This window comes from Brevundimonas sp., from assembly GCF_036963785.1.
In the GTDB taxonomy this organism is placed as follows: domain Bacteria; phylum Pseudomonadota; class Alphaproteobacteria; order Caulobacterales; family Caulobacteraceae; genus Brevundimonas.
In genome coordinates, this window is sequence record NZ_JBALUS010000004.1 from 408,429 (window position 1) to 434,485 (window position 26,057).

The 26,057-nt window shown below is 64.3% G+C and carries 24 protein-coding genes and 1 pseudogene; 10 read left to right on the plus strand and 15 right to left on the minus strand.

Going from position 1 to position 26,057, the window contains the following annotated elements:
* Window positions 1–11: 11 nt before the first annotated feature.
* Window positions 12–971: a hypothetical protein gene (locus V7672_RS11835; RefSeq protein ID WP_335624792.1), complete on the minus strand. Its 960-nt coding sequence runs from the start codon at window positions 969–971 to the stop codon at window positions 12–14.
* 206 nt (window positions 972–1,177) lie between these two features.
* Here V7672_RS11835 and V7672_RS11840 point away from each other — a divergent pair, with 206 nt between their 5' ends.
* Window positions 1,178–4,336 carry an FG-GAP-like repeat-containing protein gene (locus tag V7672_RS11840; protein WP_335624793.1) on the plus strand — a complete coding sequence of 1,053 codons (3,159 nt, stop codon included), beginning with the start codon at window positions 1,178–1,180 and terminating at the stop codon, window positions 4,334–4,336.
* A gap of 133 nt (window positions 4,337–4,469) precedes the next feature.
* Here the strand turns inward: V7672_RS11840 and V7672_RS11845 are convergent, their stop codons facing one another.
* Both V7672_RS11845 and V7672_RS11850 read right to left on the minus strand, forming a co-directional pair.
* Window positions 4,470–6,362, minus strand: coding sequence for an acyltransferase family protein (locus V7672_RS11845; RefSeq protein WP_335624794.1), 1,893 nt, complete (start codon window positions 6,360–6,362; stop codon window positions 4,470–4,472).
* 459 nt (window positions 6,363–6,821) lie between these two features.
* Window positions 6,822–7,358 carry a DUF4760 domain-containing protein gene (locus tag V7672_RS11850; RefSeq protein WP_335624795.1) on the minus strand — a complete coding sequence of 179 codons (537 nt, stop codon included), beginning with the start codon at window positions 7,356–7,358 and terminating at the stop codon, window positions 6,822–6,824.
* Between the two features lie 590 nt (window positions 7,359–7,948).
* Here V7672_RS11850 and V7672_RS11855 point away from each other — a divergent pair.
* Together V7672_RS11855 and V7672_RS11860 are read left to right on the plus strand one after the other, a co-directional pair.
* Window positions 7,949–8,155, plus strand: coding sequence for a hypothetical protein (locus tag V7672_RS11855; RefSeq protein WP_335624796.1), 207 nt, complete (start codon window positions 7,949–7,951; stop codon window positions 8,153–8,155).
* 88 nt (window positions 8,156–8,243) lie between these two features.
* On the plus strand, window positions 8,244–8,897 hold the full coding sequence (locus V7672_RS11860) for a hypothetical protein (RefSeq protein WP_335624797.1): 654 nt from the start codon (window positions 8,244–8,246) through the stop codon (window positions 8,895–8,897).
* 677 nt (window positions 8,898–9,574) lie between these two features.
* On the opposite strand, the gene V7672_RS11865 is transcribed toward V7672_RS11860, so the two are convergent.
* Both V7672_RS11865 and V7672_RS11870 read right to left on the minus strand, forming a co-directional pair.
* Window positions 9,575–10,291 carry an IS6 family transposase gene (locus tag V7672_RS11865; protein WP_335624798.1) on the minus strand — a complete coding sequence of 239 codons (717 nt, stop codon included), beginning with the start codon at window positions 10,289–10,291 and terminating at the stop codon, window positions 9,575–9,577.
* Between the two features lie 23 nt (window positions 10,292–10,314).
* Complete coding sequence (locus V7672_RS11870) at window positions 10,315–10,599, minus strand: hypothetical protein (RefSeq protein ID WP_335624799.1); 285 nt, start codon at window positions 10,597–10,599, stop codon at window positions 10,315–10,317.
* A 14-nt stretch (window positions 10,600–10,613) separates the two neighbouring features.
* Between V7672_RS11870 and V7672_RS11875 the strand changes: the two genes are divergently transcribed.
* Window positions 10,614–11,042 carry a hypothetical protein gene (locus tag V7672_RS11875; RefSeq protein WP_335624828.1) on the plus strand — a complete coding sequence of 143 codons (429 nt, stop codon included), beginning with the start codon at window positions 10,614–10,616 and terminating at the stop codon, window positions 11,040–11,042.
* Here V7672_RS11875 and V7672_RS11880 read toward each other — a convergent pair whose 3' ends face one another.
* From V7672_RS11880 to V7672_RS11895, 4 genes are read right to left on the minus strand one after another with little or no spacing between them, the layout of a single operon-like run.
* A complete protein-coding gene (locus V7672_RS11880; protein WP_335624800.1) occupies window positions 11,043–11,345 on the minus strand; it encodes a hypothetical protein in 303 nt (100 codons plus the stop codon). It abuts the gene before it with no gap.
* Between the two features lie 3 nt (window positions 11,346–11,348).
* Window positions 11,349–13,877 (minus strand): cytochrome c oxidase subunit I, encoded by a 2,529-nt coding sequence (gene ctaD / locus V7672_RS11885; protein WP_335624801.1) that lies wholly within the window; start codon window positions 13,875–13,877, stop codon window positions 11,349–11,351.
* Window positions 13,874–14,854 carry a cytochrome c oxidase subunit II gene (gene coxB / locus V7672_RS11890; protein ID WP_335624802.1) on the minus strand — a complete coding sequence of 327 codons (981 nt, stop codon included), beginning with the start codon at window positions 14,852–14,854 and terminating at the stop codon, window positions 13,874–13,876. Before coxB ends, ctaD begins: the two co-directional genes overlap by 4 nt.
* Window positions 14,817–15,197 carry a c-type cytochrome gene (locus V7672_RS11895; RefSeq protein ID WP_335624803.1) on the minus strand — a complete coding sequence of 127 codons (381 nt, stop codon included), beginning with the start codon at window positions 15,195–15,197 and terminating at the stop codon, window positions 14,817–14,819. The genes coxB and V7672_RS11895 overlap by 38 nt, the downstream gene beginning before the upstream one ends.
* Window positions 15,198–15,263: 66 nt before the next feature.
* On the opposite strand from V7672_RS11895, the pseudogene V7672_RS15340 reads away from it, so the two are divergent.
* Window positions 15,264–15,812, plus strand: a pseudogene (locus V7672_RS15340) (c-type cytochrome); the annotation flags it as partial.
* A 4-nt stretch (window positions 15,813–15,816) separates the two neighbouring features.
* Here V7672_RS15340 and V7672_RS11900 read toward each other — a convergent pair.
* The 5 genes from V7672_RS11900 to V7672_RS11920 all read right to left on the minus strand — a co-directional run bounded on the left by V7672_RS11900 (window position 15,817) and on the right by V7672_RS11920 (window position 21,058).
* The gene (locus V7672_RS11900; RefSeq protein WP_335624804.1) at window positions 15,817–16,503 is read right to left on the minus strand and encodes a cytochrome b; all 687 of its coding nucleotides are present in this window, start codon (window positions 16,501–16,503) and stop codon (window positions 15,817–15,819) included.
* The gene (locus tag V7672_RS11905; protein WP_335624805.1) at window positions 16,500–17,225 is read right to left on the minus strand and encodes a cytochrome c oxidase assembly protein; all 726 of its coding nucleotides are present in this window, start codon (window positions 17,223–17,225) and stop codon (window positions 16,500–16,502) included. The genes V7672_RS11900 and V7672_RS11905 overlap by 4 nt, the downstream gene beginning before the upstream one ends.
* Window positions 17,222–19,702, minus strand: a complete 2,481-nt coding sequence (locus V7672_RS11910) for a membrane-bound PQQ-dependent dehydrogenase, glucose/quinate/shikimate family (RefSeq protein ID WP_335624806.1) — start codon at window positions 19,700–19,702, stop codon at window positions 17,222–17,224. The genes V7672_RS11905 and V7672_RS11910 overlap by 4 nt, the downstream gene beginning before the upstream one ends.
* A 99-nt stretch (window positions 19,703–19,801) precedes the next feature.
* Window positions 19,802–20,077 carry a hypothetical protein gene (locus V7672_RS11915; protein WP_335624807.1) on the minus strand — a complete coding sequence of 92 codons (276 nt, stop codon included), beginning with the start codon at window positions 20,075–20,077 and terminating at the stop codon, window positions 19,802–19,804.
* Between the two features lie 576 nt (window positions 20,078–20,653).
* Window positions 20,654–21,058: a DDE-type integrase/transposase/recombinase gene (locus tag V7672_RS11920; protein WP_335624808.1), complete on the minus strand. Its 405-nt coding sequence runs from the start codon at window positions 21,056–21,058 to the stop codon at window positions 20,654–20,656.
* On the opposite strand from V7672_RS11920, the gene V7672_RS11925 reads away from it, so the two are divergent.
* The gene (locus V7672_RS11925) at window positions 21,057–21,224 is read left to right on the plus strand and encodes an efflux RND transporter permease subunit (RefSeq protein WP_335624809.1); all 168 of its coding nucleotides are present in this window, start codon (window positions 21,057–21,059) and stop codon (window positions 21,222–21,224) included. The two genes, V7672_RS11920 and V7672_RS11925, sit on opposite strands and share 2 nt — an antisense overlap.
* Before the next feature lie 396 nt (window positions 21,225–21,620).
* On the opposite strand, the gene V7672_RS11930 is transcribed toward V7672_RS11925, so the two are convergent.
* Window positions 21,621–22,583, minus strand: coding sequence for a hypothetical protein (locus V7672_RS11930; RefSeq protein WP_335624810.1), 963 nt, complete (start codon window positions 22,581–22,583; stop codon window positions 21,621–21,623).
* A 166-nt stretch (window positions 22,584–22,749) separates the two neighbouring features.
* Between V7672_RS11930 and V7672_RS11935 the strand changes: the two genes are divergently transcribed.
* The 4 genes from V7672_RS11935 (at window position 22,750) to V7672_RS11950 (ending at window position 26,012) form a co-directional block, all read left to right on the plus strand.
* Window positions 22,750–23,442, plus strand: coding sequence for an IS6 family transposase (locus V7672_RS11935; protein ID WP_335624811.1), 693 nt, complete (start codon window positions 22,750–22,752; stop codon window positions 23,440–23,442).
* 200 nt (window positions 23,443–23,642) lie between these two features.
* Window positions 23,643–24,029, plus strand: coding sequence for a DUF302 domain-containing protein (locus V7672_RS11940; RefSeq protein ID WP_209119259.1), 387 nt, complete (start codon window positions 23,643–23,645; stop codon window positions 24,027–24,029).
* A gap of 1 nt (window position 24,030) precedes the next feature.
* Window positions 24,031–24,705 (plus strand): TVP38/TMEM64 family protein, encoded by a 675-nt coding sequence (locus V7672_RS11945; protein WP_335624812.1) that lies wholly within the window; start codon window positions 24,031–24,033, stop codon window positions 24,703–24,705.
* On the plus strand, window positions 24,702–26,012 hold the full coding sequence (locus tag V7672_RS11950) for an APC family permease (RefSeq protein ID WP_335624813.1): 1,311 nt from the start codon (window positions 24,702–24,704) through the stop codon (window positions 26,010–26,012). The genes V7672_RS11945 and V7672_RS11950 overlap by 4 nt, the downstream gene beginning before the upstream one ends.
* Window positions 26,013–26,057 lie beyond the last annotated feature (45 nt).

Consider the following 26,057-nt stretch of genomic DNA (forward strand, 5'->3'; position numbering starts at 1 on the left):
CTACCGTTAGCCTACGGGGCGTTCGGCGCAACTGCGCCGTTCGCCAGCAGGGGACGGAGCAACGCCTCGACCCGCGGCAGCGCCGCATAGTCGCTGGGATAGACCAACCGCCAGGCGGGATGGTTCTGAAGCACCTCGCGGAGCCCCGATACCGCGCGGATGCGCTCATCAACACTCGCGCCGCTCGGGTTGAAATGGACGATCTGCGGCACGATCAGCGCCATCGCCGCGGCGACGTCCAGCCGCTCCAGCCGAGGTTCGGCAATGTCGGAGCGGCGGTCGAGAAAGATCAGCGCGCGCAAAGGGACCAGGGGCGGCGGGTCGCCCGCCTCGACCGAAGACCGCCGCTTGCCGGTCCCGCTCTCCAGGGGCACGCTTTCGTCAAGCGAGAGCCCCAGTCCGTCGCGCGATTCAGGCCACAGACAAACGGACTTCGCCCCCGCGCCCAGCATCGCCGCCCGTGACCCCCACAGCAATGCCGTGTCGTCACCCAGTATCTGCCATCCTCTGTGGACCGACAGCGACGCGCACAGCGTCGACTTCCCCGCTCCCGACCGCCCGATCAGAAGCGTGCCGCCGCCACTGTGCTCCAGCGACGCGGCATGGACCCCAATGGCGCCCTGCAGCATCGAGACACGGGTCAGTACACGGCGCAACAGGACCTCGATTGCCGCGGGATCGGGCGGCATGGTCGCCGCGACCATTGTCATTGCGCGCCCGTCGCGGTTGATAAGGAAGCTTCCGTCGAGGCGTGATCGAACCAACCAGCGCCCGTCTTTCTCACCCAGTCGCAGACGATAGCCATTCCGCCACTCATAGCTCACGCTGTCGTGGGGGACCGGCGAGCCGACGGCCACGTTCAGATCCAGTTCGCCCGCCCAGCCGCTCTCGGCCTCGTCCGCGGGCACAAGCCCGGGAAGCTCGATGGACGATCGAACCCGAAGGCCGCCAAAACTGTAGAGATGGGTCACAGTCGCCTGCCTATCAGAATTTTCGCGACGATGTCGCCCACCGGGGAAGCCTGCACCATCTCTGCGCCGCTGACCCGGCGCCGTGCGGTAGACGGTACCTCCCTTTATGACTAGCCTCGATCGGCCGGCACGTGTCCGGGGGGGACAGGATGCGCGATATTCCCGCTGTGGAGAGGCTTTCCAGCGGTCCAGGGGGAGGCGCGGGGGTGCGCGGCCTGCTGCGCGACCGACGCTTTCCTCTGATCTCTGCGGTGACCGCCTTGGTGGCCGGCTATTTCTGGCTCGGCTCACGCTATCCCGCGCTGGACGACAAGGCGGCGATGGGGGGGACGGCTGCAATCAACGGCCTCGCCTTCGACACCGTGCTGGAGCGGCTGCCTGGAAACGGCGTGCTCTGGGACATCGCGATCAATCTGCTCAACTGGACGTTCACCAACTGGAAGGGCATGACCTTTGGCGTGCTCTTTGCCGCCTGCGCCCTCACCCTGCTGGGGCTGATCGAGCGGCGCGGTTTTGGCCGTCCGTTCGCGGATGCGGCGCTCGGCGCGGCGATCGGGGCGCCGCTTGGCGTCTGCGTCAATTGCGCGGCGCCGATCGCGCGCGGGCTGCACAGCGCGGGACTGCGGCTCGAAACGACGCTGAGCGCAGTCATCGCGTCACCGACGCTCAACGTGATCGTCGTCAGCATGTCGTTCGCCTTGCTGCCGGTGCACATGGCAGCGATCAAGCTCGTCGCCATGCTGGGCTTTGTGCTGGTCGGCGTGCCGCTGCTCTCGCGCTTCTTCTTCAAGCGTGAAAGCGCCGCGACCGGCTGGGCCGAGACGGCGCAGATCGAGGCGGAACAGGGGCGCAGCTGGCTGGTACGCGCGATCGAGCGCATCCGGCCGGCACCGGTCCCCGCCGACAGAATCGACAGCTGGCCCAAGGCGTTCGCCTGGCTGGCGGTGACGCTCGGTCGCAACCTCGCCTTCATCATCGTCGTCACGGTGCCGCTGATGATTTTCGCGGGGCTGATCGGCGCCGTGCTGATCACGCTGCTGCCGTTCCACGAGATTCTGCGACTGCTGCCGCTGCCCGGCGGCGGGGCTGCGCTACTGCTGATGATGGTGGTGGTGGCGTTGATCGCGATCGTCCTGCCGGTGCCGATCTCGTTCGACGTCATTCTCGCCGTCATCCTGTTCAATTCGGGCTGGCCGGTCGCCTATGTCATGCCGCTTCTGCTCGGGCTCGGTTCGTTCAGCATCTATTCCTTCTTCATCCTGGCGCGGGCGATTTCGCTGCGGGTCGCCACGGTGATGATGGCGACCCTGGCCCTGGTCGCGCTGGGTGGCGGGCTCGTCGCAGTGGCGATGGACCGCAGCGTCAAGGCGGCGTCCGAAGGGCGCAACACTGCCTTCCTGCTGGCTGCGGCGCTGCCCGTGGCCCCCGGCACCGCGGTTGACGGCGCCGGGGCGACGGGGCCGACCATCGCCTATCGCCCGCTGAACGCCGCCATCGCCACGGAGGGGCGCGGCACCGTCACGGCACGCATTGCGACGCTTGATGCATCGACGCCGGGCACGTCCGGCCTGGCGTTCACGCGGATGACGGCGGACAAGATCGGGATCGATCTCCCGCCCTTCCGTTCGGGAATCGAGGTATTCCAGCCCTATTCGATGTTCTGGGCGATCACGACCGGCGATGTGCAAGGCGATGGCTGGACCGATGTCGCCCTGGCGCGCAACCCGTCGCAGGGCGGGGTCGCGCTGTTCCACAATCGTGGGGGACGCTTCGTGCCGGCCGCGCTGGACCTGGGGCCCCTCAATCAGCACTTCATAGCTACGGTCGCCTTTGTCGACCTGAACGACGACGGCTTGCCTGACCTGTTCGTGTCCGCCCTTCGCGGCGGAACCCATGTGCTCTGGAACCGCAGCGGCACATTCGACTGGGACGCCCGGACCACGCTCCTGCCAACGGACGCGGCGATCGTCGGCGCGCCCGCCTTTGCCGATCTCGATAACGATGGCCGGCTCGATATCGTCGCGGCGCGGTGGAGCGTCGGGACGCAGGGGATCTCTGAATATCCTTACCTCGCGAGTTCGCGGGACAGCATCTTTTGGAGCACCGGATCGGGTTTTGCGGAACAGGCGCTGCCTGGCGTGCCCGGCGAATCGCTCGCTGCCCTGATCACCGATGTCGATGGCGACGGCCGCCCCGACATCATGATCGGCGACGACATATCCGACGCCGACAAGGTGTATCTCAACCAGGGCGGGCGAACCTTCACGCTGCTTGATCGCGCCCGTGGTCTGATCCCCTATCTTGCCAATACCACGATGAGCTTCGATGCGGGGGACATAGACAACGACCTCCGGGACGAGATCTATGTCGGGCAGATCAGCAATGTCTCCCGGGACAACCGTCGAACGGCGTCGCTAGAGGCCAGCTATTGCAACGACCCGCTGCTGAGCAGGGCTGAGATCGGTGCCTGCTATCTTCATGCCAAGGCGGTCTCCGACATCTCGCGCTATGCCAGCCCGACCTATGCGCGCTGCGAGGGGCGAACCGAGGCGCTGACGCGGGGGCTTTGCGCCGGGAGCAGTGTGCTGCAGCAGGCGGCGGTCGTATCCGATCCCCGGGAGTGCGAGAGGGTTCGTCCGTTTTCGGAAGATCTTCACGCGCTGTGCCTCCTCGCGGCGGGGCCCCGCGTCCCCGGTGCCGTGGAGGCGATCCAGTCCTATCCAGGCGCCATCAAACTTTCCAACATCCTGCTGCGGCCGGGTGCGGGCGCATATACCGATCAGGCCAAGGCGTTCGGGGTCAGCAAACCGGGCTGGACGTGGAATTCGCGCTTTGTCGATCTCGATCAGGATGGCTGGCAGGACCTGTATGTCGCGACCGGCTACCTGATGCACCGGGGCGGCGAACCCAACCGGTTCTACCACAATCAGGGCGGAAAGGGCTTCGTCCAGGCGCAGGACGCTTTCGGCCTGGCGAGCAAATTGCCCACGACCACCTATGCGCTGATCGATTTCGACCGGGATGGCGATATCGACGTTGTCATGCCGTCAATGGTGACCCAGCCGCTCGTTCAGCGCAGCGACCGGCCCGCTGGCGGCGCGCTGTGGGTACGACTGGAGGATCGGCTCGGGAATCGCGCCGGAGTGGGCGCGCGGATCATCATCCGGACCGGCGGAAGGGATCGCCAGGTCCGCGAAGTCCGCCAGAGCGGTGGCTTCGCCGCGTTCGACGCGCCCGCCGCGCATTTCGGGCTGGGCGACGCGACGCAGGTCGAGGAAGTCATCGTCATGTGGCGGGACGGGTCGCGCACGCGCATCAGCGGGCCGATCGCCGCGAATAGCGAACTGATTGTGCGACGGGATTGATGGCCTCTGGCGACGAAACCAGCCCGCATAGGGCGGCCGACCTCCTGGGGCGAGCCATTCGGCCTGCCCGGACACCACGCTTTTCCGGTTGGTGCATGTGAGCTGACAGAGCAAGCGGACGTGTTGGCGTAGACTATTGAAGGTCCATGGCCCGCCTGACCTCGAGGGCCTCCATGACGTATCTGGCGCCGACCTCGGTGACATGCCCGGCATCGTAATACAGTATGGCGTCGCCACTCCGCGTGCGACACGCAACCCGCTCGCATAACACCTTCGCTGGGTCGAAGACCGTTACGCCGGTCTGACGGCCTATCGTATTCAGGATATCGGTTACGGGACGAGGCTGGTTCGATATCGAGCACTCAGCCGGAAAAAAGCTGGGCCTGAACTCCATCTGCCACTCATTGCAGCGCCCGGCGTCAAATTCACCTCTCGGCGGTGGGGCGATGATGACGGGGACCTTGCCGGCGTCAATCAGCGTCTGGAGGACCTCGACGAGGCCTTGACGCCCGGCGTCGCTAAACCGTTGAACCTTGCCGTCCACGAACAGGCTCTGTCCCTCGTCATGCAGCACGCGACCGAACGGTGAACTGATGATCACATAGCGGACGCTCGGCATGGCCGCGATAGCGGCGGCGGCACTGTCGTTGAAGGAAATGCAGTCGCGAGGCCAGGATGAGGGGTGATCAGGGCCCGGCTGGGCAACGCCCTTGACGGGCGCGCAGGCCGATTTGGCTAGCTGGACCATCGGGAGATCGGCAAACGCAGAAACCCACTGCATCGCAAAACTGTCTCCCCACACGGCGATGATGGGAGTCTCGGATGTTCGACAATCCGGCAGGTCGACCCACTTGCTGCCGGGTTGGTCACAAGAATGGTGAAGCCCATGGACGGACTGCAAATGATCGGACAGGGGGCCCGTCACACCCAGGGACGGCACCGCAAAGGCCACGATAGCCGCTGACACGGCGCCCATGCCCCACGCCGGATTGATCCGAAAGCCGGACCAGTCGCCCCGGAATGCCTGCTCGACAAACCGGTACTGCAGCCATGCCAGGCCGGTGGCCAGCAGCGCCAGTCCGATCATCACCGCCATCGGCGGAGGCTGGCCCCAGCTGATGTAGGCGAAGGAGAACAGCGGCCAGTGGATCAGATAGAGGCTGTAGGACCAGTCCCCCACGATCTTGACTGGCAACAGGGGTTTCCTGGGCAGCCAGCCGTCCTGCCCCAGCAGGATCAGCCCGGTGGCCACCACGACGATCACCGCATCCCCGCGCGGATGCACGGGATCAAAGCCAATCGCACAGGTGGCGATGATCGCGGCCAGCGCGGCCAGTTTTGCCCAGCCCGGTACCGTCAGGTCAGGCCGCCGGATCATCACCCAGGCACAGACCGCGCCGAACAACAGTTCCCACGCCCGCGTCGGCAGCATGAAGAAGGCTAATGACTCGCCCCCCCAGAGGCCGGTCACGAGAGCCAGGCACAGGGTGAAGCTGAGGATCACCCCCGTGACCAGCAGCCACGGACGGGCCCTGAGCGGCGTCAGCCACAACAGGAAGGGCGCGACGAAATAGAACTGTTCCTCCAGCGACAGGGACCAGATGTGCAACAGGGGTTTGGTTTCGGCCGCGCCCTGGAAATAGCCGGTCTGTGTCGCCAGCACGAAGTTGGCGACGAACGCCAGCGAACCCAGCAACTGCTCGGCATAGTCGGCCATCTGCGACCGGGTCAGGAACACGAGCGCCAGCAGGGTCGTGACCCCCAGCGTTATCAGGCTGGCGGGCAGCAGCCGCTTCGCCCGGCGAACATAGAAGGCCTTGAAGCTGAAATCCCTTCGCTCCAGCCCGCGGAGGACGATGCCGGTGATCAGGAAGCCGGAGATGACGAAGAAGACGTCGACGCCGAGGAAGCCCGAACCGAACGCTCCGGGAAAGGCGTGAAACAGCACCACGGCCAGCACGGCCACGCCGCGCATGAACTGGATGTCGAAACGATCCTGCCGTCCGCCCATTTCAGCCCATGCCACCCCAAGGAGTCCGCACCAGGCGGATCACCTCGGGCGAGTTGTCAAAGTACCGGAACAGTGCTGTCAGTCCAACGACAACGCGTTTCCCCTGAGCACAGGTAGGTCAGCGGACGCAGAGCCTGTGCAGCGAGCGACCTGGCCGTGCCGCCAGCGCCAGGTGCCCCCGACGTCACGGGCGACCCGCATGGGCTGGCGGTGTCTATTTTGTCGTGGATATTCAACGGAGAAGGCTGTGGCGGACAGAGAGTTCTCAACAAAGTGTTATAAATCAAGGCACTAAATCTCTGATACCAACGAAAATACCAACACCCAAAGTTGGTGCCCGATCCTGCCCCTCAGCCCATAAAAGGTTGCCTGTAAGAGGCCGGAGCGCCGGATGATCAGCGGCCGGGCACCCGCGCCCTGGGAAGAACGGGACCTATATCCGTGTGTGACCTAGATTGATGGTGCGGTGCAGCATTACGCCCGGGGCCTATTGCGCTTTCCGCTGAATGGCGCGCCACGGAAAAACTCGAAGAATTTGACGATGGGATTTGGCGGGCTCTTTTCCCACCTGCTGTGGAGCCATTCCAAATGCTCATAGACCGTTTGCCGGCGACGGGCGTCCCGCATCTTAAAGATCACATTTTCGCACACCTCGTAGGCGTCGATGAGCGACCCTCTCTGGGTATCGCGGACCATTCGCTCGTCAAAGTCTCCGTTCCGAATGCCCGCTGCTAGCAGCTCGTAATGGTTCAGAACCATGCGAAACGCCTCGCGCTCTGGGTTGGCCGGATGGTGAATGTCGGGGCACTGCTTTGCTATCAGGCATGGGCGAACCACGGCTTGGGCGTCGCGGAACTCCTTGTTAAAGGTCGCCTGCAATATTACGTTTAGTGTGTGCTGCTTTTTCGCGAGCGTGCGAGCCTTGCGGCCGGAATAGAGCCACCCGCAGGTTGCGAAAAGCGCGGCAATAAGTACCGCGTGCTGTGGCGCTAAGGCGTCTAGCCAATGCATCGTTTGTTCGCTACGTTCGTTTATGTGGTCAAGGAGGACTAGATATGGCTCGGGAAATCGACTGGTAACAACCCAAAATCGCCTACCGAGCCCCGGACCATCGGTCCGGGGCTTTTCTTATGTGCGATGCGTCTGAGAAGTCGAGCCCGGGCCGCTCGGGTTTCGCATTTCACGCGTCGCCCAAGAAATCTTCGGGACCTATATACGTGTGTGACCTAAATTGATGGTGCGGTGCAGCAATTTGGGGGCTGGTCAGAATGCATCATGAGGGCCCGCCCCGGGCTGGGGGCAGGGTTGTTCACTGGACAACCTCAGCCAAAGAACCCATCTGACGGGGCCGTAGCATCGGAGTCACACGCCCGAAAACTGAAAGGGCGCAGTTGTCACATGGACCAAGTTTCACTTGCAAAATGACGCTAGACCCGCGTAACACGGTTTCAACGGTTTTTGGGGACCGGATTCTCTTCGTAGCGCGCGCCCAAAATGGCGGGCGCTTTTCGCACTAGAACAACGTTCCCTGAACCAAATTAGTTCACCTAGCGTTCACCCCCACGGGTGCACGCTAGCGCACACCTTAGAAAGGGAGCGTCATGATCGAGAACACATGCAAATCGCTCGCCGAGCGCCTCGAGGCCAAGCGCGTCGATGGTGGCCTCGTCGATATCAAGTTTTACATCAAGCCCTACAGCGGCTGCGAGCTTCAAGATATCTATGACGAGGTAGACGCCCTTCTCAATGCAGTGGACGACCCCAGCCGCGTAGAAGACTTCGCCTTCGGCGACCGCCGAGCCAGCTAAGGCTTGCTCGATACCAATGGTCGGCGTAGGCTGACGGTTAATGAAAGGCCCTGACGCTGTCAGGGCCTTTTGCTTTACGGGCGGGCCAATGGCGACGATTGCTGAGAAAATTCAGTCGGGTTTCGAGCTGGCGCGGCAGATTAATGAGGCCGTCTGGATGGACGGTCGTGATTCGCAGCAACTCTCCGTTGATGAGCTCTGCGACTATGTCGGACAGGAGTTCTCGGTAAACATCACCATCCAGGTCCTGGATGTTGAGACGAAGGCCGTCCTCGGATTTATCATGCGATACGAGGAGGGGCGGCGCGCGTGCGTCTACATCGTCAAGAACACTCCCATCCGCTGGAAGCGCCTCGTAGGCGTTAAGGAGCTCTGCCATGTGGTGGTGGATACCGAAGAAGACTTCAATCCAAATGGCGTAGACACGCTCCAGAGAATGATGAGCTTGGTGGCAGACATGGATGCCATCGAAAATCTCGCACTGCGATCGGAACACATTGCGGAGATGGTGGCCCTTGAGCTGATCTACCCCCACGAGGACCGGCGCGCGCACATGGATGCCATCGGCAGAGGGGAGGCGACGTTCGCTGATATCGGCACCCGCTACCGATTGCCGGAGATCATCATTCAGATGATCCTCACGCCCGCATACTTGGCGATGTGCGACAAATATTGGCGCGCGGTCGATGAAGCCCGCCGCGCCAAGGTCGTGGCTCTCCGCGCCGCCGCCAACGAGGGTTAGGGCCTAGCCCTCATAAGCCTCGCGGTCGCTAGATCCGGTCCGCGTGGACTCCTGACCGCTGCGCTCTCCGTTTCCGCAGCATACCCCGAAACATAAAAACATCGACTGACCCGGCCCCGTCCAATGCCGTTGACGGTAGCGAACCTGCAGTCGCAGCCGCAGAGGCGCCTAGCCGCCTTCCCGTTCGATGTCGCCTCGCCCGTTAAGCGTCCGCAGCCATTGCCCCTCCGACTCCGCATACCCTTGAGCGGCGCCTACCTCCGTGTCGGCCCTCACACCGATCTGGAGACTAGACCGGGCCGGAGACGCCAAATCGGAGTTAATCCCATGGCGACGATGACACTTGGTCGGGTGCGAAGGCACCAGCGCATTCACCCGGGCGGACGCATTGTTCACGTTCGCCCTCACTACCGGCCTAAGCCGGTGCCACATCCCCGGCGCTAATCGCCGGGATCAGCCGGGCCGCCAGACTTCTTTCGAGGTCTGGCGGCCTTTTTCGTTTGGCCAGGCGCGGGCATTACGTCTTCTGGCCTGGTCTGCGCATAGCGCCTCACGCCGTTGGTATCGGCCATTGTGAATCCCAATTTCGATACCAACAAAAATACCATCAGCTGGGTGCTGTCAGTCCAACGACAATTCGTCTCCGCAGGCCGCAGATAGGGCAGGGGACGCAGAGCCTATGCGGCGAGCGTCTTCCACTCAGCCAGGGCGGCTGAGCGTTGGGCCTTGTATGTCTCTCTGCTGATGAGGTGGCGATCCTGGTTGAAGTGGTTGTGGAAGGCGGCGTGGACGGAGCTGAACTTCTGCAGGGTCTTCATCTGCCGGAAGCGGAGCATGGCCCGTTCTCGTCGTCGAAACGGCAGGTGTGAGTTCTCGACCCGGTTATTCGCCCACCGCCCGACCTCCTGCTTTTCGGCGTTGCCGAGCTCCTTCATGGCGGCCTTGTACGAGCGCAGTCCGTCGGTCGTGATGGCCTTCGCGCGCCCATGCCGCTTCATGAGTTTCTTCATGAACTTCAGCGCGGCCGGCTTGTCCCGGGTCTTGCTGGCAAAGGATTCCAGCACCTCGCCCTCGTGGTCGACGGCGCGCCAGAGGTAGTGCATCTCGCCGTTTATCTTTACGTAGACCTCGTCCAGGTGCCACCGCCAGTGGGTGTAGGCACGCATCTTCTGGACGCGCTTCCGGCGGATCTCGGCTGCGAACATTGGGCCGAACCGGTTCCACCAAAGCCGCACCGTCTCATGGCAGATGTCGATGCCGCGTTCAGCCAGCAGGTCCTCCACGTTCCGCAGCGACAGCGGGTACTTCACGTACATCATGACCACGAGGCGGATCACCTCCGGCGAGGAATCGAACCAGCGGAACGGGTCGTGGGACTTTTTCGGACGGGCCATTTGGCCTGCCTAAACCCGGGGCCTTACCGGTCGGTGCATTTGAGCTGACAGTGCCCCTTCGGAGGCCCGTACGCCCCCCAGTCGGGCGAATAGTAGGGAAGGCCGACGACGGCATAACCAAATGATGCCAGCTTGGGCCCGAACCGTTCGCTCGCCCCCGTGCCACCGTCGGCCCCGTGCAGGACGATGATAACCGGACGGGGATGGTCTCCGGGCAGCCGGTACAGTCGCGCCGCCGGAAAACCGGGGATGTCGTCGATTACGACATCAGACCGGGCACCAAGCAACCGGGTCGTGGCTGTGGCCACGACGGCAGGCGGTCATACTTGTCGCGGGGTTCGCTCTGTCCCAGACGGCTGACGGGATCGCCGCAGATACAGGCATCGGCACCGGTCTGGTCGGCATTACCCTGCTCGCGCTGGCCACCTCCCTGCCGGAACTGAGCTCGATCCGCACGGCCCTGACCATCAAGCGGTACGATCTGGCGGTCGGCGATGTCCTGGGCACCAACCTGTTCAACATCGCTGTGCTATTCGTCGTGGACGTGGCCTACCGCGACGGGCCCGCGATGGCAGAGCGCGAAACGTTCTCGGGCGTTGCGGCTCTGCTGGCTGTGATCATGATCGGCCTTTACCTCGCCGGGCAAATGGCCCGTCGCCCGCAGACTTTCCTTCGGCTCGGCCTGTCGTCCTGGGCAATTCTGGGCAGCTATGCCGGAGGCCTGACCCTGCTGTGGCAAATCCGGCCCTGATCAGATGAACAGGGCGGGCAAGGACTGCCAGATGACAGCCACCCCCGCGAGAACGGCGCCGGCAATGCCGACGTCCGCCACCCAGAGCTGAGCGCCGTCCAGCCGCTGCCGGTCACTTACGCTCCAGACAAGCAGCCCCCCGAGGGCTGCGAGGCATACAAGTGAAGCCAGCAGGACGCTTGTCCGCGAGGCCATACCCTGCGACGCATCCTGCAGCACGAAGATGCTGCCGATCCCGTAGATGAGTCCGAAATGCAGGCCCCACACCAGCCACGGCCCCAGCAAGCGAATCCAGGGCGCCATCAATCAGCCCCCCGGAAACAGGCGGGTCAGGGCGGCGGCAATCATGCCCTGCACAGCGACATAGGCCAGGAACAGGCTGATGAGATCGACCGTGCTGCCCCGATTTGCACGGACAAGACCGCAAAGAGTTCGTGCGGCCAGATAGCCCGCCATCATTATCCCGGTCGCCAGCATGACGCCTTGCCAGGACAGCAGGGCAAATATGATCGCTCCCTGGCTTGAAGCGTGCGGCCGCAATCCCTCGATCCACCAACTCCCGAAATCAGCAGTCCAACCGGCCAGGGCGATCAGGGCGGCTAGACCAATGGCCAGAAAAGCCATCCCTGGGCCGGCCCGGCCTGTTCGTCGCAGCAGGGGCGGTGCGGCGAGCGCCAAGCCAAGGGTCGCGGCATATGCGCCCTCGATCCCCGCCAGCCATGGCAGGCCCGCAGGGGCGGTCCAGCCCTCACCCGACCCGCTCCACAGGAAGACGTAGCTGAAGACCGCCATGAGGAACACCATGCCGGCCACGGTCAGCAACACCGTCATGGCCCACCAGCCGTGGCCCATCGGGCCGGTGACATAGGTCGGGACCTTGATGCCGGCGCCGATGTCGACAGACGGGATCTCCGGGCGCCAATCCGTTTCCCACAGCCACCTGAGAACGCAGATCACGGCCAGGACGCCGCTGATGACCCCCGTCCAGTAGGCCTGCACGGTGAGCAGCAGAAAAAAGCCCGCCGTGAACACGGCTGCGAACAGCGGCCAGGGGGACGGGCCGGGCATGGTCTGGATATATTGGGGGCGTGCCTCCACCGGACTGGTGATAAGGGTTTCTCGCCGGCCGGTCGCGGTGTTGGGCAGGAAATAGCGACCGGCGTCGACGTTGCGGGCGAAGTCCGGATCATCCCACAGGGGATAGCGGCTGCGAACCAGGGGGATACTACGGGTCGAATAGAGGTCGGTCGGCAGCCATTCGAGCGTGCCGGCCTCAAAGACGTTTCCGGCGTCGTCATCGACGGTGAAGCGAAAGCTGCGGATCAGGTCGATGATGAACACCAGAACGCCCAGGGCGATCAGGAAGGCGCCCACGGTCGAGATCATGTTTGGCAGCTCCCAGCCACGGCCCGGCAGATAGGTGTAGACCCGCCGCGGCATCCCCATCAGGCCGGTCAGGTGCATGGGTAGGAAGGCGACGTGCATGCCGGTGAACATCAGCCAGAAGACCCCGCGCCCGAGCCGTTCGGACAGGCGGCGTCGGCTCATCATCGGGATCCAGTAGTAGAAGGCGGCGAACAGCGGAAAGACCATCCCGCCGATCAGCACATAGTGGAGATGGGCCACGATGAAGTAGCTGTCGTGCGCCTGCCAGTCGAAGGGCACCATGGCCACCATCACCCCAGTCAGGCCGCCCATGACAAAGATGATCACACTGCCGACGCAGAACAGGGCGGGCGTACTCCAGCGTATTCGCCCGGCAGCCAGGGTGGCTATCCAAGCGAAGACCTGTATCCCCGCCGGCACGCTGACGGCCATGCTGGCGGCAGAAAAGAAGCTGACAGACAAGGTCGGGAGGCCTGTCGTGAACATGTGGTGCGCCCAGACTCCGAAGCTGATGAACGCCGTGGCCACAAGCGCCAGCACCACGGCGCGATATCCGACCAGGGGGGTCCTGGCGATGGTCGGGATCATCATGCTCATCAGCCCCGCGGCGGGCAGGAAGATGATGTAGACCTCTGGGTGTCCGAAGAACCAGAACAGGTGCTGCCACAGCAGGGGGTCTCCCCCCCGAGTGGGGTCGAAGAACGGCCAGTTGAGAGCCCGCTCGAGCTCGAGCAGGAGGGTGCCGAGGATGATGGCGGGGAAGCCGATGATGATCATCACTGCAAAGGCCAGCATGGCCCAGGCGAAGATCGGCATGCGGGCCAGTGTCATGCCCGGGGGGCGGGTCTTCAGGACCCCCACAACGATCTCGATCGCGCCGGCGATGGCCGAGATCTCGATGAAGCCGATGCCCAGCAGCCAGAAGTCGGCGTTGATGCCGGGAGAGAAGGCCTTGGAGGTCAGCGGGGGGTACATGAACCAGCCGCCGCTCGGAGCCAGACCGAAAAAGATCGAGCAGAAGAAGGCCAGCCCTCCCACGAGATAGGCCCAGAAGGCATAGGCAGACAGGCGAGGGAACGGCAGGTCGCGCGCCGCCAGCATCTGCGGCAGCAGCATGACCCCGAGAGCCTCCACGGCGGGCACGGCGAACAGGAACATCATCACCGTGCCGTGCATGGTAAAGACCTGGTTGTAGGTCTCCTGCGGCAGGAAGCCCGACGTCGGCAGGGCCAGCTGCGTCCGCATCAGCAGGGCCAGAATGCCGGCCAGAATGAAGAACAGGAAGGCCGCGCCGACGTAGTAGAGGCCGATGTAATTGTTGTTCACCACGGTGAACCAGCCAAACCAGCCCTTGGGCTTGGCCCAGACCCGCTTCAGCTCTTCCAGCTCGCCCTGCGGCCGGTCGTCCTTCGTGGGAAAGCGTTGGGACAGATCGATGTCGTCGCTCATTCCAGACCGTCCAGATAGGCGGATACGGCCATCAGTTCCTCACCCGACAGGACGCTGTAGGGGGGCATGCGGTTGCCGGGTTTGATGGTCTGGCTGTCGGCGATCCAGCCCGCCAGCGTGCCTTGGTTGTTGGGCAGGATGCCGGCGCCGAGACTGCGACGGCCTCCGACGTGTGTCAGGTCCGGTCCGGCGAGGCCGTTGGCCGCCGTGCCCCCGACGGTGTGGCAGGCCCCGCAGCCACTGCTCTCAAACACCTCGGCTCCGCGCAGGGCCACAGGCCTGACGGGTGCCGTGGCGGGCGCACGCAGACGCTCCATCTCACGCTCGAAGTCCTCCGGGCGGTGGGCAACGACGACCAGGCCCATCAGGGCATGCGGGCCCCCGCAGTACTCGGCACATTGCCCTCCGTAGGAGCCGGGCCTGTCTGCCGTGAGGATCAGCCGATTGATACGTCCGGGTACCATGTCCAGCTTGCCAGCGAGTTGCGGAACCCAGAAGCTGTGGATCACGTCATTCGACGAGAGTTCGAACAGCACGGGGCGGCCCACCGGAATGTGGACCTCATTGGCATCGCGGGCGATCACGCGTCCCTCGCTGTCCAGATAGGTTACGCGCCACCACCACATCTCCCCGGTGACCTGGATACGCAGCTCGTCCCCGGTCGGGCGACTGGACAGGCTGGATGTCAGGGTCAGGCCCCAGACCAGAAGTCCCGACAGAACGACAACCGGGAAGGCGAAGCCGGCGCCCCAGATCAGCCATCGACCGCTCAGGCGTTTCTTGAGAGGCGCATTTCCGAAAAGAGCCCCGGCAAGCGCAAAGCCCACGACCGCCATGACGAGTACGGCCATAAGGAGCAGGGCCCAAGAGAGGGTGGTGATACGCTCCGAGAAAGGGCCCGCCGGATCCAGCACCGGCGGGGGCCATCCGACGAGCGCGTCAGCGAGGCTGGAGCGTGTAGAGGTAGGCTGCAACATCTCGGGCCTGGGTATCGGTGAGGGGCATGGGGGGCATGGCGGACTCCGGGGACAGGGCCGGGGCATTCCGCACAAAGGCGGTCAGGGTGTCCGGGTCGTTACTTAGGCTGCCAGCGATCAGGGGGCGGGCGGCAAAGCCCTCCAGCGAGGGGCCCGTGCGCCCCATAGGCCACTCGACGCCGGGCACAACGTGGCAGGCCGCGCACCCGGTGGCGCGGATAACCTCCAGCCCGGCTTCGGGCGATCCGGCCGGCATCGGGTGTTGTTCGGCAACGTCGGTTCCACAGGCCGAAAGGCTCGCCAGGACTACCAGACTGAGTGCGCGACCCGCGGCCGTGGCCATTCTCCCCTCCCTGTGAGCTTGACCGTTGTGGTGGGAACCAACGGTCGGCGATGAGGTTCCGCCCTGATGGGTCGAATATCCTGCATCGCAGTGCTGGCCGCCGCCGGACTGGGCGCCTGTCATGTCGGCGAGCCTTCGCCCGACGCCTTTTCGCGTACCGGCCAATTGATCGCGCTGAGCGGCGGAGAGGCAGGTGCCGGCAACGCCTGCTTCACCTGCCATGGACTGGAGGGCGAAGGGCTGGGAGGAGCGCCCCGGCTGGCAGGGATGTCGCCAGGCTATCTGCTGAAGCAGTTGCAGGACTATGCCGACGGGCGACGCGCCGATCCCACAATGCACGCCATTGCCGCAAAACTGTCGATGGAAGACAGGCGGGCGGTGGCCGATTGGTACGGCAGCCTGGAGCCTGCGGGCTTTTCCTTCGCCGGGGACACTGTTCCGGAAGGCCGGGACCTCTATCATCGCCCTTCGCCCGTCGGCAGTTGCGCCCAGTGTCATGGAGCGGGCGGCGAGGGCCGGGGCGCTGCGATACCGCCTCTGGCGGGTCAGCCCCCGGAGTATCTGGCGCGTCAGCTTCGCCTGTGGCGGAACGGTAAACGTCAGAATGACCCGGATCACGTCATGCTCCGGGCGATTGCCGGGTTTGACGACGATCAGATCGAGGCGGTGGCGCGCCATGCGGCTTCGCTGGCCGCGGGGGGAGCGGGTTCAGAAAGGGCACCATCCCCGCAAGGGAATCGTCCCGATTCCAGAAATGGTGCTTCAGCGCCGCCCCCGCATGAAGGGGGATCATCACCAGCAGGGTGACGACAGCGAAGAGGTGGGCGCGCTCTGCCACGGACATCAGCTGGTATCGGGTCTGACGGGGCAGGGTGTCGAACGGCAATTGCGGCCAGGGCGCGGCACCGGCAAGCGACAGCGGCTGTTCGGCGGCCATGGAGGACCACATGGTCCAGCCGGACAGGGGCAGGACGATCAGCACGGCGTAGAAGGCATAGTGGGTGAGATGAGCGGCGCGGCTCTGCCAGCCGGGCTTGTCCGCGTCATTGATCGGTCCCGGGATGGCCAGCCGCCAGAGGCCGCGCAGCAGGATCATGACCAGGATCAGAAGGCCGACCTGGCTATGGAGCTGGTAACCCTCCAGCTTGTCGGCGCCGACCGGCAGGCGACCGATGCGCCAGCCCCACCACAGCTGGAACACCACCAGGGCGGCCATCGCCCAGTGAAAGGTCATGCCGACGGGAGAATAGTGATCCCGGCCCGTGTGACCCCTGGCCCACAGCCGCACCTGCGAGACCAGACTCACGCGGCGCGCTCCGGAACTGGCGGCTCGCCCAGACTGCGGGCCAGAACAACCAGGGCGGCGGCCAGATACAGTGCGGCGCCGGGCGCCCACATGATCAGACCGGCCAGCTGCTGATCCTCGATCCAGCGGAGGCCCCAGGGGGCCGTGGTCCCCGCGTGGGGAAGGTAGACGGCCCGGGGAGCGAAGGTAAGGAGCGCGCCCAACAGGCCGGTGTGCACAAGCGTGACGAGCAGAGCGCCGCTGGCCAATGTTCCGCTGGCGGACCGCACGGCCGACCAGAACCACACCGCCATTCCCAGCAAGCTGATCTGCATCAGCCAGTAGAGTCCGTCATGAGACAGTGCCAGCGCGTACAGTGAGGGCGCGTGCCAGATCCAGAGCACGGCGCCCTGCGCTAGGGTGGCTGCCGCGAGGCGCCCCCCCACCTTCGGCAGGCTCCAGGCGAGAAGGGGGGCGGCCACGCCCATCAGCCAGAGATGGTGCACCGTCCGCGCGGTGAACAGCGCCGAACTGGCGGCGCAGAGCGGCGAGACGAAGCTGACGGCAAGCGTCAGCACCGCCAGAACGGCCAGGGTCCGATCCTGTCGGGAGGGTCGCAGCGCCATAAGGAGGCCCAGCCCGCCGGCCAGGGCGATGAGCAGCAGCGGATCTCCATTCCACCGCCCCAGCACCGCTTCAGGCGTCGGAGCCGGGCCGCAGTAGGGAAGCCACGCCGGGGTCACCGCTCACGCCGCTCCGGAAGTGCCCAGGCGATCACCTGGTCTCCCCGGGGCGTTTCCATGAAATGGTGGCCGCCGGTCATGAGCACCAGGAACTGGCGACCGTCTTCCTCATAGACGATGGGCGCGGCCTGCCCGCCGGCAGGCAGAACATCCGTCCACACGGTCTCGCCTGTCTCGATATCGATGGCCCGGATCAGGTCATCCGTCGCCGCGGCAATGAAGATCAGGCCGCCCGCCGTAACCACGGACCCGCCGTTGTTGGGCGTGCCGATGTCGATGGGCAGCATGGAGGGAATGCCGAACGGACCGTTCTTGCGGGCCTGGCCGAGGGGGCGATCCCACAAGGTCCGACCGGTGCGGATGTCGATGGCGCGGATGCCACCGTAGGGGGGCTGTTTGCACAGCATGCCGGTAAAGCCCATCCGCCAGCCGGCGTTGACGTCGATGGCATAGGGCACACCCCATTGCGGGTCACCGGCGCCCTCCGCCCCGTCCGGGACGCCGCCCCGCGACGCTGGCATCCCGGCGTCCTCCTTCAGCTCGGGGTGACCGCGCGGATACCAGCCCTTCTCGTTCGCCTGTTCGCGCGGGACGAGCCGGTTGTAGTTCGGCATGTCATTGTAGTTGGCAATGATCACACCCCGCCGGGGGTCGACCGCCACGCCGCCCCAGTCCGAGCCGCCGTTGTAGCCCGGGTACTGGATCCAGCGCCTTTCCGTCGACGGCGGCGTGTACATGCCGTCGTATTCGGCACGACGGAATCCGATCCGGCAGATCATCTGGTCGATCGGGGACATGCCCCACATATCCCGCTCGGTCAGGTCATCCTTGGCGAGGGTATGGAAGCCGGAAAAGGGCTGGGTCGCGCTGCGCATCTCCGGCTCGACACCGCCGCCGGGGACCGGGCGCTCCTCGACATCAACCAGGGGCACTCCCGTGCGGCGGTCGAGGATATAGAGGTCGCCCTGTTTGCTCGGCAGGACCAGGGCCGGCACGGCGCCGGCGTCGGTCGGATAGTCGATGAGCGTCGCCTGGCTGCCCAAGTCATAGTCCCAGACGTCGATATGCACCGTCTGGAATGACCAGGCCGGCTTGCCGGTCGTCACGTCCAGCGCAACAAGCGAGGTGGCAAAGCGGTTCTCCGCCTCCGAGCGATCGCTGCTGTAGTAGTCGGCCGCCGAATTCCCCATGGGCAGGTAGACCAGTCCCAGCTGCTCGTCCCCGGTGGCGGTCGTCCACATATTGGGCGTGCCGCGGGTGTAGGTCTCGCCTTCCGGAGGCAGGCCGTCGAGCTCAGGCCGGGTCATGTCCCAGGCCCACCGCAGCTCTCCGGTCACCGCATCAAAGCCCTGGATCACGCCGGAGGGGGCCTCATTGTACTGGCCGTCCAGAACCTGATGGCCGGTCACCACCACGCCCCGGACGATTGTGGGCGCCGAGGTCATCGAGACCATGCCGGGGATGACCTCGCCCATACCGCGCTTGATGTCGACCTGTCCGTTCTCACCGAAGTCAGGGCAGGGACGGCCGGTGCGGGCATCCACCGCGATCAGGCGGCCGTCCAGTGTGCCTTCAATGATCCGTGTGGCGCAAACGGCTGCCGTTGTACGCTCTTCGTCCTGGGCGGGAGCGGGGGGCGTTTCCGGTGCGGGTTGCGCCACGGCCGTGCGGCGCGTGTCGTAATAGGCGACCCCGCGGCAGGCGGCGGTGTAGGGAATCCAGTCGTCAGAGACCCCGGGGTCGTAGCGCCAGCGCTGCTCGCCGGTCGCGGCATCGAGCGCGATCAGCTCATTGCGCGCGGTGCACAGATACAGGGTGTCGCCGATCTTGAGCGGAGTCGTTTCCGCCCCCCACTTGTCTTCGGGCAGGTCCTCTGTGTGGAACAGCCAGACACGCTCAAGCGTCTCCACATTGTCGCGGTTGATCTGGGTCAGGGGCGAATACCGGCGGGCAGAATAGGTGCCGCCGAAGGCCGGCCAGTCGGCGCCGGTCTGATGGAGGCCGGGCTCGGCCATGTCGCCGCTACCCGCCGGGACCGAAAGGGCCGCCCCGGCGCGATTGGCAAGCCCGATCACAACGCCTCCGACGATCACAAGCACAGCCAGCGCCCCGCCGCCGATCAGGGCCGCCCGCCTGCCGTAAGGCAGAAGCAGGGGCAGGGCTGCAATGAGGAGGGCCATGAGCACGGTCGGTGCGACCACTCGCGGGACAAGCGCCCAACCATTGAGCCCGACTTCCCAGAGCGCCCAGAGCAGGGTCAGAACGTAGAGGCCGGTATAGATCCATGCCCCGAGGGGGCGGCCGAGCGCCAGCAGGACCCCGGATGCCACGAGGGCCAGACCTGCGGGCAGATAATAGAAGGAGCCCCCCAGCATCAGTAGCCAAGTGCCCCCGATCACAAGCGGCAGGCCGACAAGTATGAAAATGACGCCAATCGCGACCAGTGGCCACCGCGCCAGTGCCATTACGTGGGGCATAGCATCCTCCTCTCGCTATGACCCCAACCCAGCGGGCGCGCCGGGGTTCCAGCGAGCGGCCAGGCTTCGGCGCAGGTCCGAAGAGCGAAGACCCGCAGATCAGAGGAAGAGCAGGCCCACCAGAAGGACGCCGAGGACGGTGCCAGCCACCGTCAACCAGAGCCACATCGGAAGACGCAGGCCGGTCTGTCCGGCCTCATGCGACCTCCGCTCCGGTGCGGGAGAGGCGGCGGGCTCGACCACGGGAATGGCGCCGCCGGCCTCGGCATCGGCCTGGCCGCTCGCAAGCACGGGGTCAAACACAGGCGTGGAGGCGTTGGGGTCCGTGTTCCCCTCGCCTTCGTTCAGGCGCCTGTACTGATCGGGTGGTGACATTGGTCGGACCTCGCACTTGTGCCGGGACGCTTGCCAGTTCCATGTCCCGGCAGCTTCAGAGGGTAAACCCGACATGTCCCCGGGGGTTGCCATCCGCTTGATATTCAAGGCCGGTGGCGGTGGCGGTGCGGTCAGTCTTTCGACCACTTGTCTCAGGCCGATCAGGCGGATTTCAGCGACGAAGACCCGTTTGTGCCCATTTCAGGGAATCGCGCTTATGCGCATTTCGGAGTGCGCACCTTGTGCGCATCAAGCGGAAGGCACGAAACAGCGACGTCAACTAGACGTCCGCTTTCCACCCTTAGGCGTAGGTCGGCTTTCGACCCATAGCGGACACTAGAGTTTGCTTTTTGGGGGGTTACCGGTAGCTCAATGGCGTTCGAACATTGTGCTGACCGAGCCCCGACGTCTGGTACCCCCTTTTCATCCAACGATACCGGATCACCAGACCAGATCTCCGCGAGTTCGGCGGCGGGGCCGGTGTGGCGTGGCGGCCGCGTCTGCCCGAGGCGGTTCGGGTCAGACAAGGTGTGTGCGCCGGCTGCTGACGTAACGATGCCGGGACCGCTGGTCCTGCTAGAGCCGGGACACCAAGGTTGCGACGAGATCGACCTGGTTACGGGCGCCCGTCTTTTCGAGCAGGTGCCGGATGTGGGTGCGCACTGTGCCGAGGGCGACGCCCTGTCGTTCGGCGATGGTGATTGCCGAAAGGCCCGTCGCCAGTAGCCCCGCAACTGCCGCTTCCGCGCGGCTCAGGCGGTCCTGGTTGAAGTGGTTGTGAAAGGCGGCGTGGACGGAGCTGAACTTCTGCAAGGTCTTCATCTGCCGGAAGCGGAGCATGGCCCGTTCTCGTCGTCGAAACGGCAGGTGTGAGTTCTCGACCCTGTTGTTGGCCCACCGTCCGACCTCCTGCTTTTCGGTGTTTCCGAGCTCCTTCATCGCAGCCTTGTAGGAGCGCAGACCGTCGGTCGTGATGCCCATGGCCTTTGCCTACGGTCCAGGTTCCGAGGTCCAGAAGCCTTTGGCAACGGTCGTAATCGGCGGACTCACCACGGCGACAGTACTCACCCTGATTGTGTTACCGGTGCTGTTTTCCGTCTGGCTGCGACGGCGCGAGCCCCCGATGATCTCTGGTGACGTGCCATGAAAGTCTCCGGCTTCCGCGCTCGCTTTTTCCGAGGCGGCGAGGCGAGCGAACGTTGCTGAAAGACAATGGGAGAGCACCAGAACGCGCCAATAGCGACATTGGTCCGGTGCCGGCACGCAAACTTTGAGATCGGCCGGCACGAGAGTCCGCTTTCCACCCTTAGCGGACGTCCGGATGGTCTGTTTTCCGGCAACCCACCTTATGCGCTTTTCGTAACTATGGCGGGCAGGGGAGGGCCGCTTCGCGCCAGAACCGCACATTAACTGGTAACCCGAAACTAGACGTTCGTTTTGGGTCATCCCGCACAGCATCGCGGGCAATTCTTCCGACGAGCATTTTTCGCAGCTCGAAATGCTGACGGCGCGGTCCGTGCTTCCGGTTCTGACCGAGTTGCTCTTAGTCCTTCTCGAGCGTGTGCAGATGGTACCCGCATAGCGACCGACTGTTTTCCATCTCGTCGCGGCTCAGGGTCTTGTGGCAGACCGCGCAAGTGTCCTCCGGCATCCCTTCTCCGCAGACCGCGCAAAAGCCCTCGTCGATCACGACCGCCTCTGCGTCGCAGCCAAGGCATTCCCAGATAGGCGGTTCGCCGCCGTCTGTGGCCGCAATATAGAGATCAGCAAACAGGGCGTTTGCCAAGGCGGCCTCTACAATGTCCTTAAGCTCCGGCTCGGTCGAACAGCCCACGCATCGGAACCCGGCTGCGCCTTGATCGACATTGCCTCGATCCCGCTGCTCGATCAGGCTCGATCCGCATGAGTGGCACTGAATCTCGTCCACTGCCCCAGCCATGGTCGCGGACTTCCAGGCAATGGCCTTGAGCGTCTTCCGGCATCGCTCGCGTTCGGCCTCGAAGAGGCTTTCGGTTTCCAGCATTGCCGACCAGGTCACCACGCCGAGCAGATCCTGAGGATCCTCACCGAGGACGTTCTGGAGTAGGTCCCTCACGATCATCGCCGCTTCAGCAACCAGTTCACGGAGAACCTCGACCGATGCGTCGGTCCAGTAATGCTCAAGCTGGTTGCGTCGGCTCGTCAGTGCCTTGAGCGGCTTCCAATCCACCGTGATGCCCAAATCCGTGAACCGGTTGACGATCTCCTGCTGATCGAGTGTGGCTTGGCCGTCTCCGACGAACTCGATCGTGCCCGCATTGAGCTGAGCCTTCAGCTTCTTGCGCAGCAACACTTCATTAGACCCAGGCGGCGAGAGCCGCCGCAGATGTTCCTTGCAGAGCAGAAGGATGCCGGCCTGAAAATTCCGCACCGCGGAAAGAGCGCGCCGCGGGTCGCTGTTTTCATAGTCCTCGACGCCGAGCTGGATCGACTGGACGGCATTGGTCAGCAGGGTGGGAGAGAGCAACGATGGTCTGCATCAGGTGCCGGTCGTTGAAACAACTGGCACAGCAGCTCAAGTGACGGCGCGCCGTCATACGAAGTAGTGGGCTAGGGTCTCGATGGTGCTGTCAGGCTAACGCTAAAAGGTCTCCGGCAATGTCGGCGTAAGCCGCTGTCGGGGATGATTTATCGTGAAGCAGATCTCGTTCAAACGTCACCGGTTTCCGGCTGATGTGATCCGCCATGCCGTGTGGCTGTACTTTCGTTTCAGCCTCAGTTTTCGGGACGTGGAGGAGCTGCTGTCGCAGCGGGGCATCGAGGTCAGCTACGAGACGATCCGGTGCTGGACCATCAAATTCGGGCCTCTGATCGCCAAGCGCCTGAGGCGGCGTCGGCCGGCTCCTTCGCCGCGCTGGCACCTGGATGAGATGGTCTGCTGGATTGGCGGCAAGCGGATGTATCTGTGGCGGGCAGTCGACGACGAAGGCGAGGTTCTCGACCTTGTGGTCCAGCGCCGGCGGGACACAGAGGCGGCGCTCAGACTTTTGAAGCGCCTCCTATACAACCAGCCGGTCGAGCCGCAGACGATCACGACGGACGGTCTGGCGTCGTACGGAGCAGCTCTGGATCAGCTGAATCTGAGGCATCTGCACCGGCCGGGCCGGCTCCGGGAGAACAACCGCGTTGAGAATTCGCACCTCCCGATCCGCCGACGAGAACGCCAGCAGCAGCGGTTCAAATCCCAGGCCTCAGCCCAGAGATTCCTCACCACCCACGCGGCGATCTACAACACCTTCAACATCCAACGGCATCTGATCAGCAGACCGACACTTCGACGCTTCCGCGCCGAGGCTGACGCGGTCTGGGTGACGTCCGTTGTCTGATTTCTGGCAGCGTAGGGCGACTTTCGACCTGGCGGAATTAACCTGACAGCGCCAGCAGGAGGATGGCATGATGAACTGGAACGAAATGGGTCACGGAATGGGATTTGGCTGGCTGTTCGGCCTGCTGATCCTTGTGCTGCTGGTTTTGGCCATAGCAGCGTTGATCAAGTATCTTCGGAAATAGGAGAAAGGACTTCGCAATGACCTACACGATCAATCGCATGATCTCGGACGCGGGAATCGACGACGTCGACGTTCGCGCGCGAAAGGCGCTGGCGGATCATGGCTTTGGTGTCCTGACCGAGATCGACGTCAAGGCGACGATGAAGAAGAAGCTCGATGTCGAGATGCCGGCCTATCGCATCCTCGGCGCCTGCAACCCGAAGATGGCGCATCAGGCCATGGGGATCGAACCGCGCGTGGGTGCGATGCTGCCCTGCAACGTCATCCTGCGCGAGGTCGGGGGCGGCGTGGAGGTCAGCGCCATCGACCCGGTGGCGTCGATGCAAGCCATCCAGAACGCCGAACTGACGTCCGTGGCGGGCGAGGTGCGCGACCTCCTGGCGAAAGCCGTCGAGGCGATCTGAGATGAGCCTGCGCGCCGCCATCCTCACGGGCCTTGCGATCCTCGGGATCGGACTGCTCGCTGTCTGGCAGTTCGCGCCTTTGGTATTCTCCGAGGGGCGCGAACTGTTGAACGTCGAGAGTCTGGAAATGCTGGTGGCGCGCGCGGGTCTCTGGGGGCCGGCGCTGATCGTCGCGCTGATGACGATCGCCGTCGTCGCCAGCCCGATCCCGAGCGCCCCCATCGCACTCGCGGCCGGGGCTGCTTACGGGCATGTCTGGGGGACCGTGCAGGTCGTCATCGGCGCCGAGCTCGGGGCGCTGATCGCCTTCGGTCTAGCACGGGTTCTGGGGCATGATGTCTTGCGGCGGGTGTTCGGTGATCGCGTCGATGCCGGGCTTCTCGGCTCGCAGACCGCGTTGACGGCGACGGTTTTTGCCAGCCGCCTGATGCCCTTCGTGTCCTTCGACATGATCAGCTACGCGGCCGGACTGAGCCGATTACACGCCTGGCGTTTCGCCTTGGCAACTCTGGCGGGGATCATACCGGCAAGCTTCCTGCTGGCCCATTTCGGCGGTGAGGCGGTTAGCGGAGACCTCGGCCGCGCGACATGGGCGGTGCTGGGACTCGGGCTTGTGACGGGGCTGCCGCTGCTCTGGGTGGCGCTGCGGCAAAAGCCTGAAAAGGAAAATCCATGACGAAAAGCGATTACGAGAAGAACAGTATTACCCTCCCAGGTGCTGTGGCCATGGGAACCGGCGTGATGATCGGCGCGGGCATCTTCGCGCTGACCGGACAGATCGCCGAACTCGCCGGACCGCTCTTCCCGCTCTCGTTCATCGTGGGTGCCATCGTAACCGCGTTCAGCGCCTACACCTACATCAAGATGTCGAACGCGTATCCGTCAGCGGGCGGCATCGGGATGATCCTGAAGAAGGCCTACGGCCCGACGACGGTCGCGGCGGGTGCTGCACTCCTGATGGCGCTGTCGATGGTGATCAACGAAAGCCTCGTCGCGCGCACTTTCGGCACCTACACGCTGCGGGCGTTTGGCGGCGATCCGGACAGCGTGCTGGTGCCAATCCTCGGCGTCGGGCTGATCGTCTTCGCCTGGCTCGTGAATGTATCGGGCAACCGGTCGGTCGGGCTGTTCTCCATCGTCATGGCCGTTCTCAAGGTGGGCGGCATCGCGCTTTTCGGGGCAGCAGGCCTCTGGGCGAGCGGCATCTCGTTCGAGGCGACGGGGGGAGACATGGGCGCCACAGGCTTCGTGGCGTCGGTTGCACTGTCGATCCTGGCCTTCAAGGGCTTCACGACCATCACCAACAGCGGCGCAGAGGTGACCGACCCGCACCGCAATGTGGGCCGGGCCATCATCTGGTCGATTGCCATCTGCGTCGTCGTCTATCTGCTGGTGGCCTTCGCGGTCGGCTCCAGCCTGCCGCTCGACCGTATCGTGGCGGCGAAGGACTACGCGTTGGCCGAAGCGGCCCAGCCCTCCCTCGGTCAGACCGGCTTCTACCTGACGGTGGCGCTGGCGCTGGTGGCCACGGCGTCAGGTCTGATCGCCAGCGTGTTCGCGGTCTCGCGGATGCTGGCGATGCTGACCGACATGAAAATGATCCCGCACAGCCATTTCGGGATGCCGGGCACGATCAAGGACCACACGCTCGTCTACACGGTCGTGATCGCGGGCTTCCTAACGGTCTTCTTCGACCTCAGCCGCATCGCCTCGCTCGGGGCCTTCTTCTATCTGGTGATGGACATGATCATCCATTTCGGCGTGTTCCGGCATCTGCGTGAGGACATCGGCGCGCGGGGCTGGGTGTTGCTGACGGCCATCGCACTTGATGCCGTGGTGCTGGCCGCATTCGCCGCGATGAAATGGCAGTCCGACCCTCTCATCGTCGTGCTGGGCGCGATCGGCATGGCGCTGGTGTTCCTGTTTGTCGGGATCTTCCTCGCACGCAATCCCGCCCCGGAAGGTGCTCACGACCACCAATGAAAGAGCTTGAGCTTCCAACGGCTGGAGGCTGCAAGCTGAAATGAA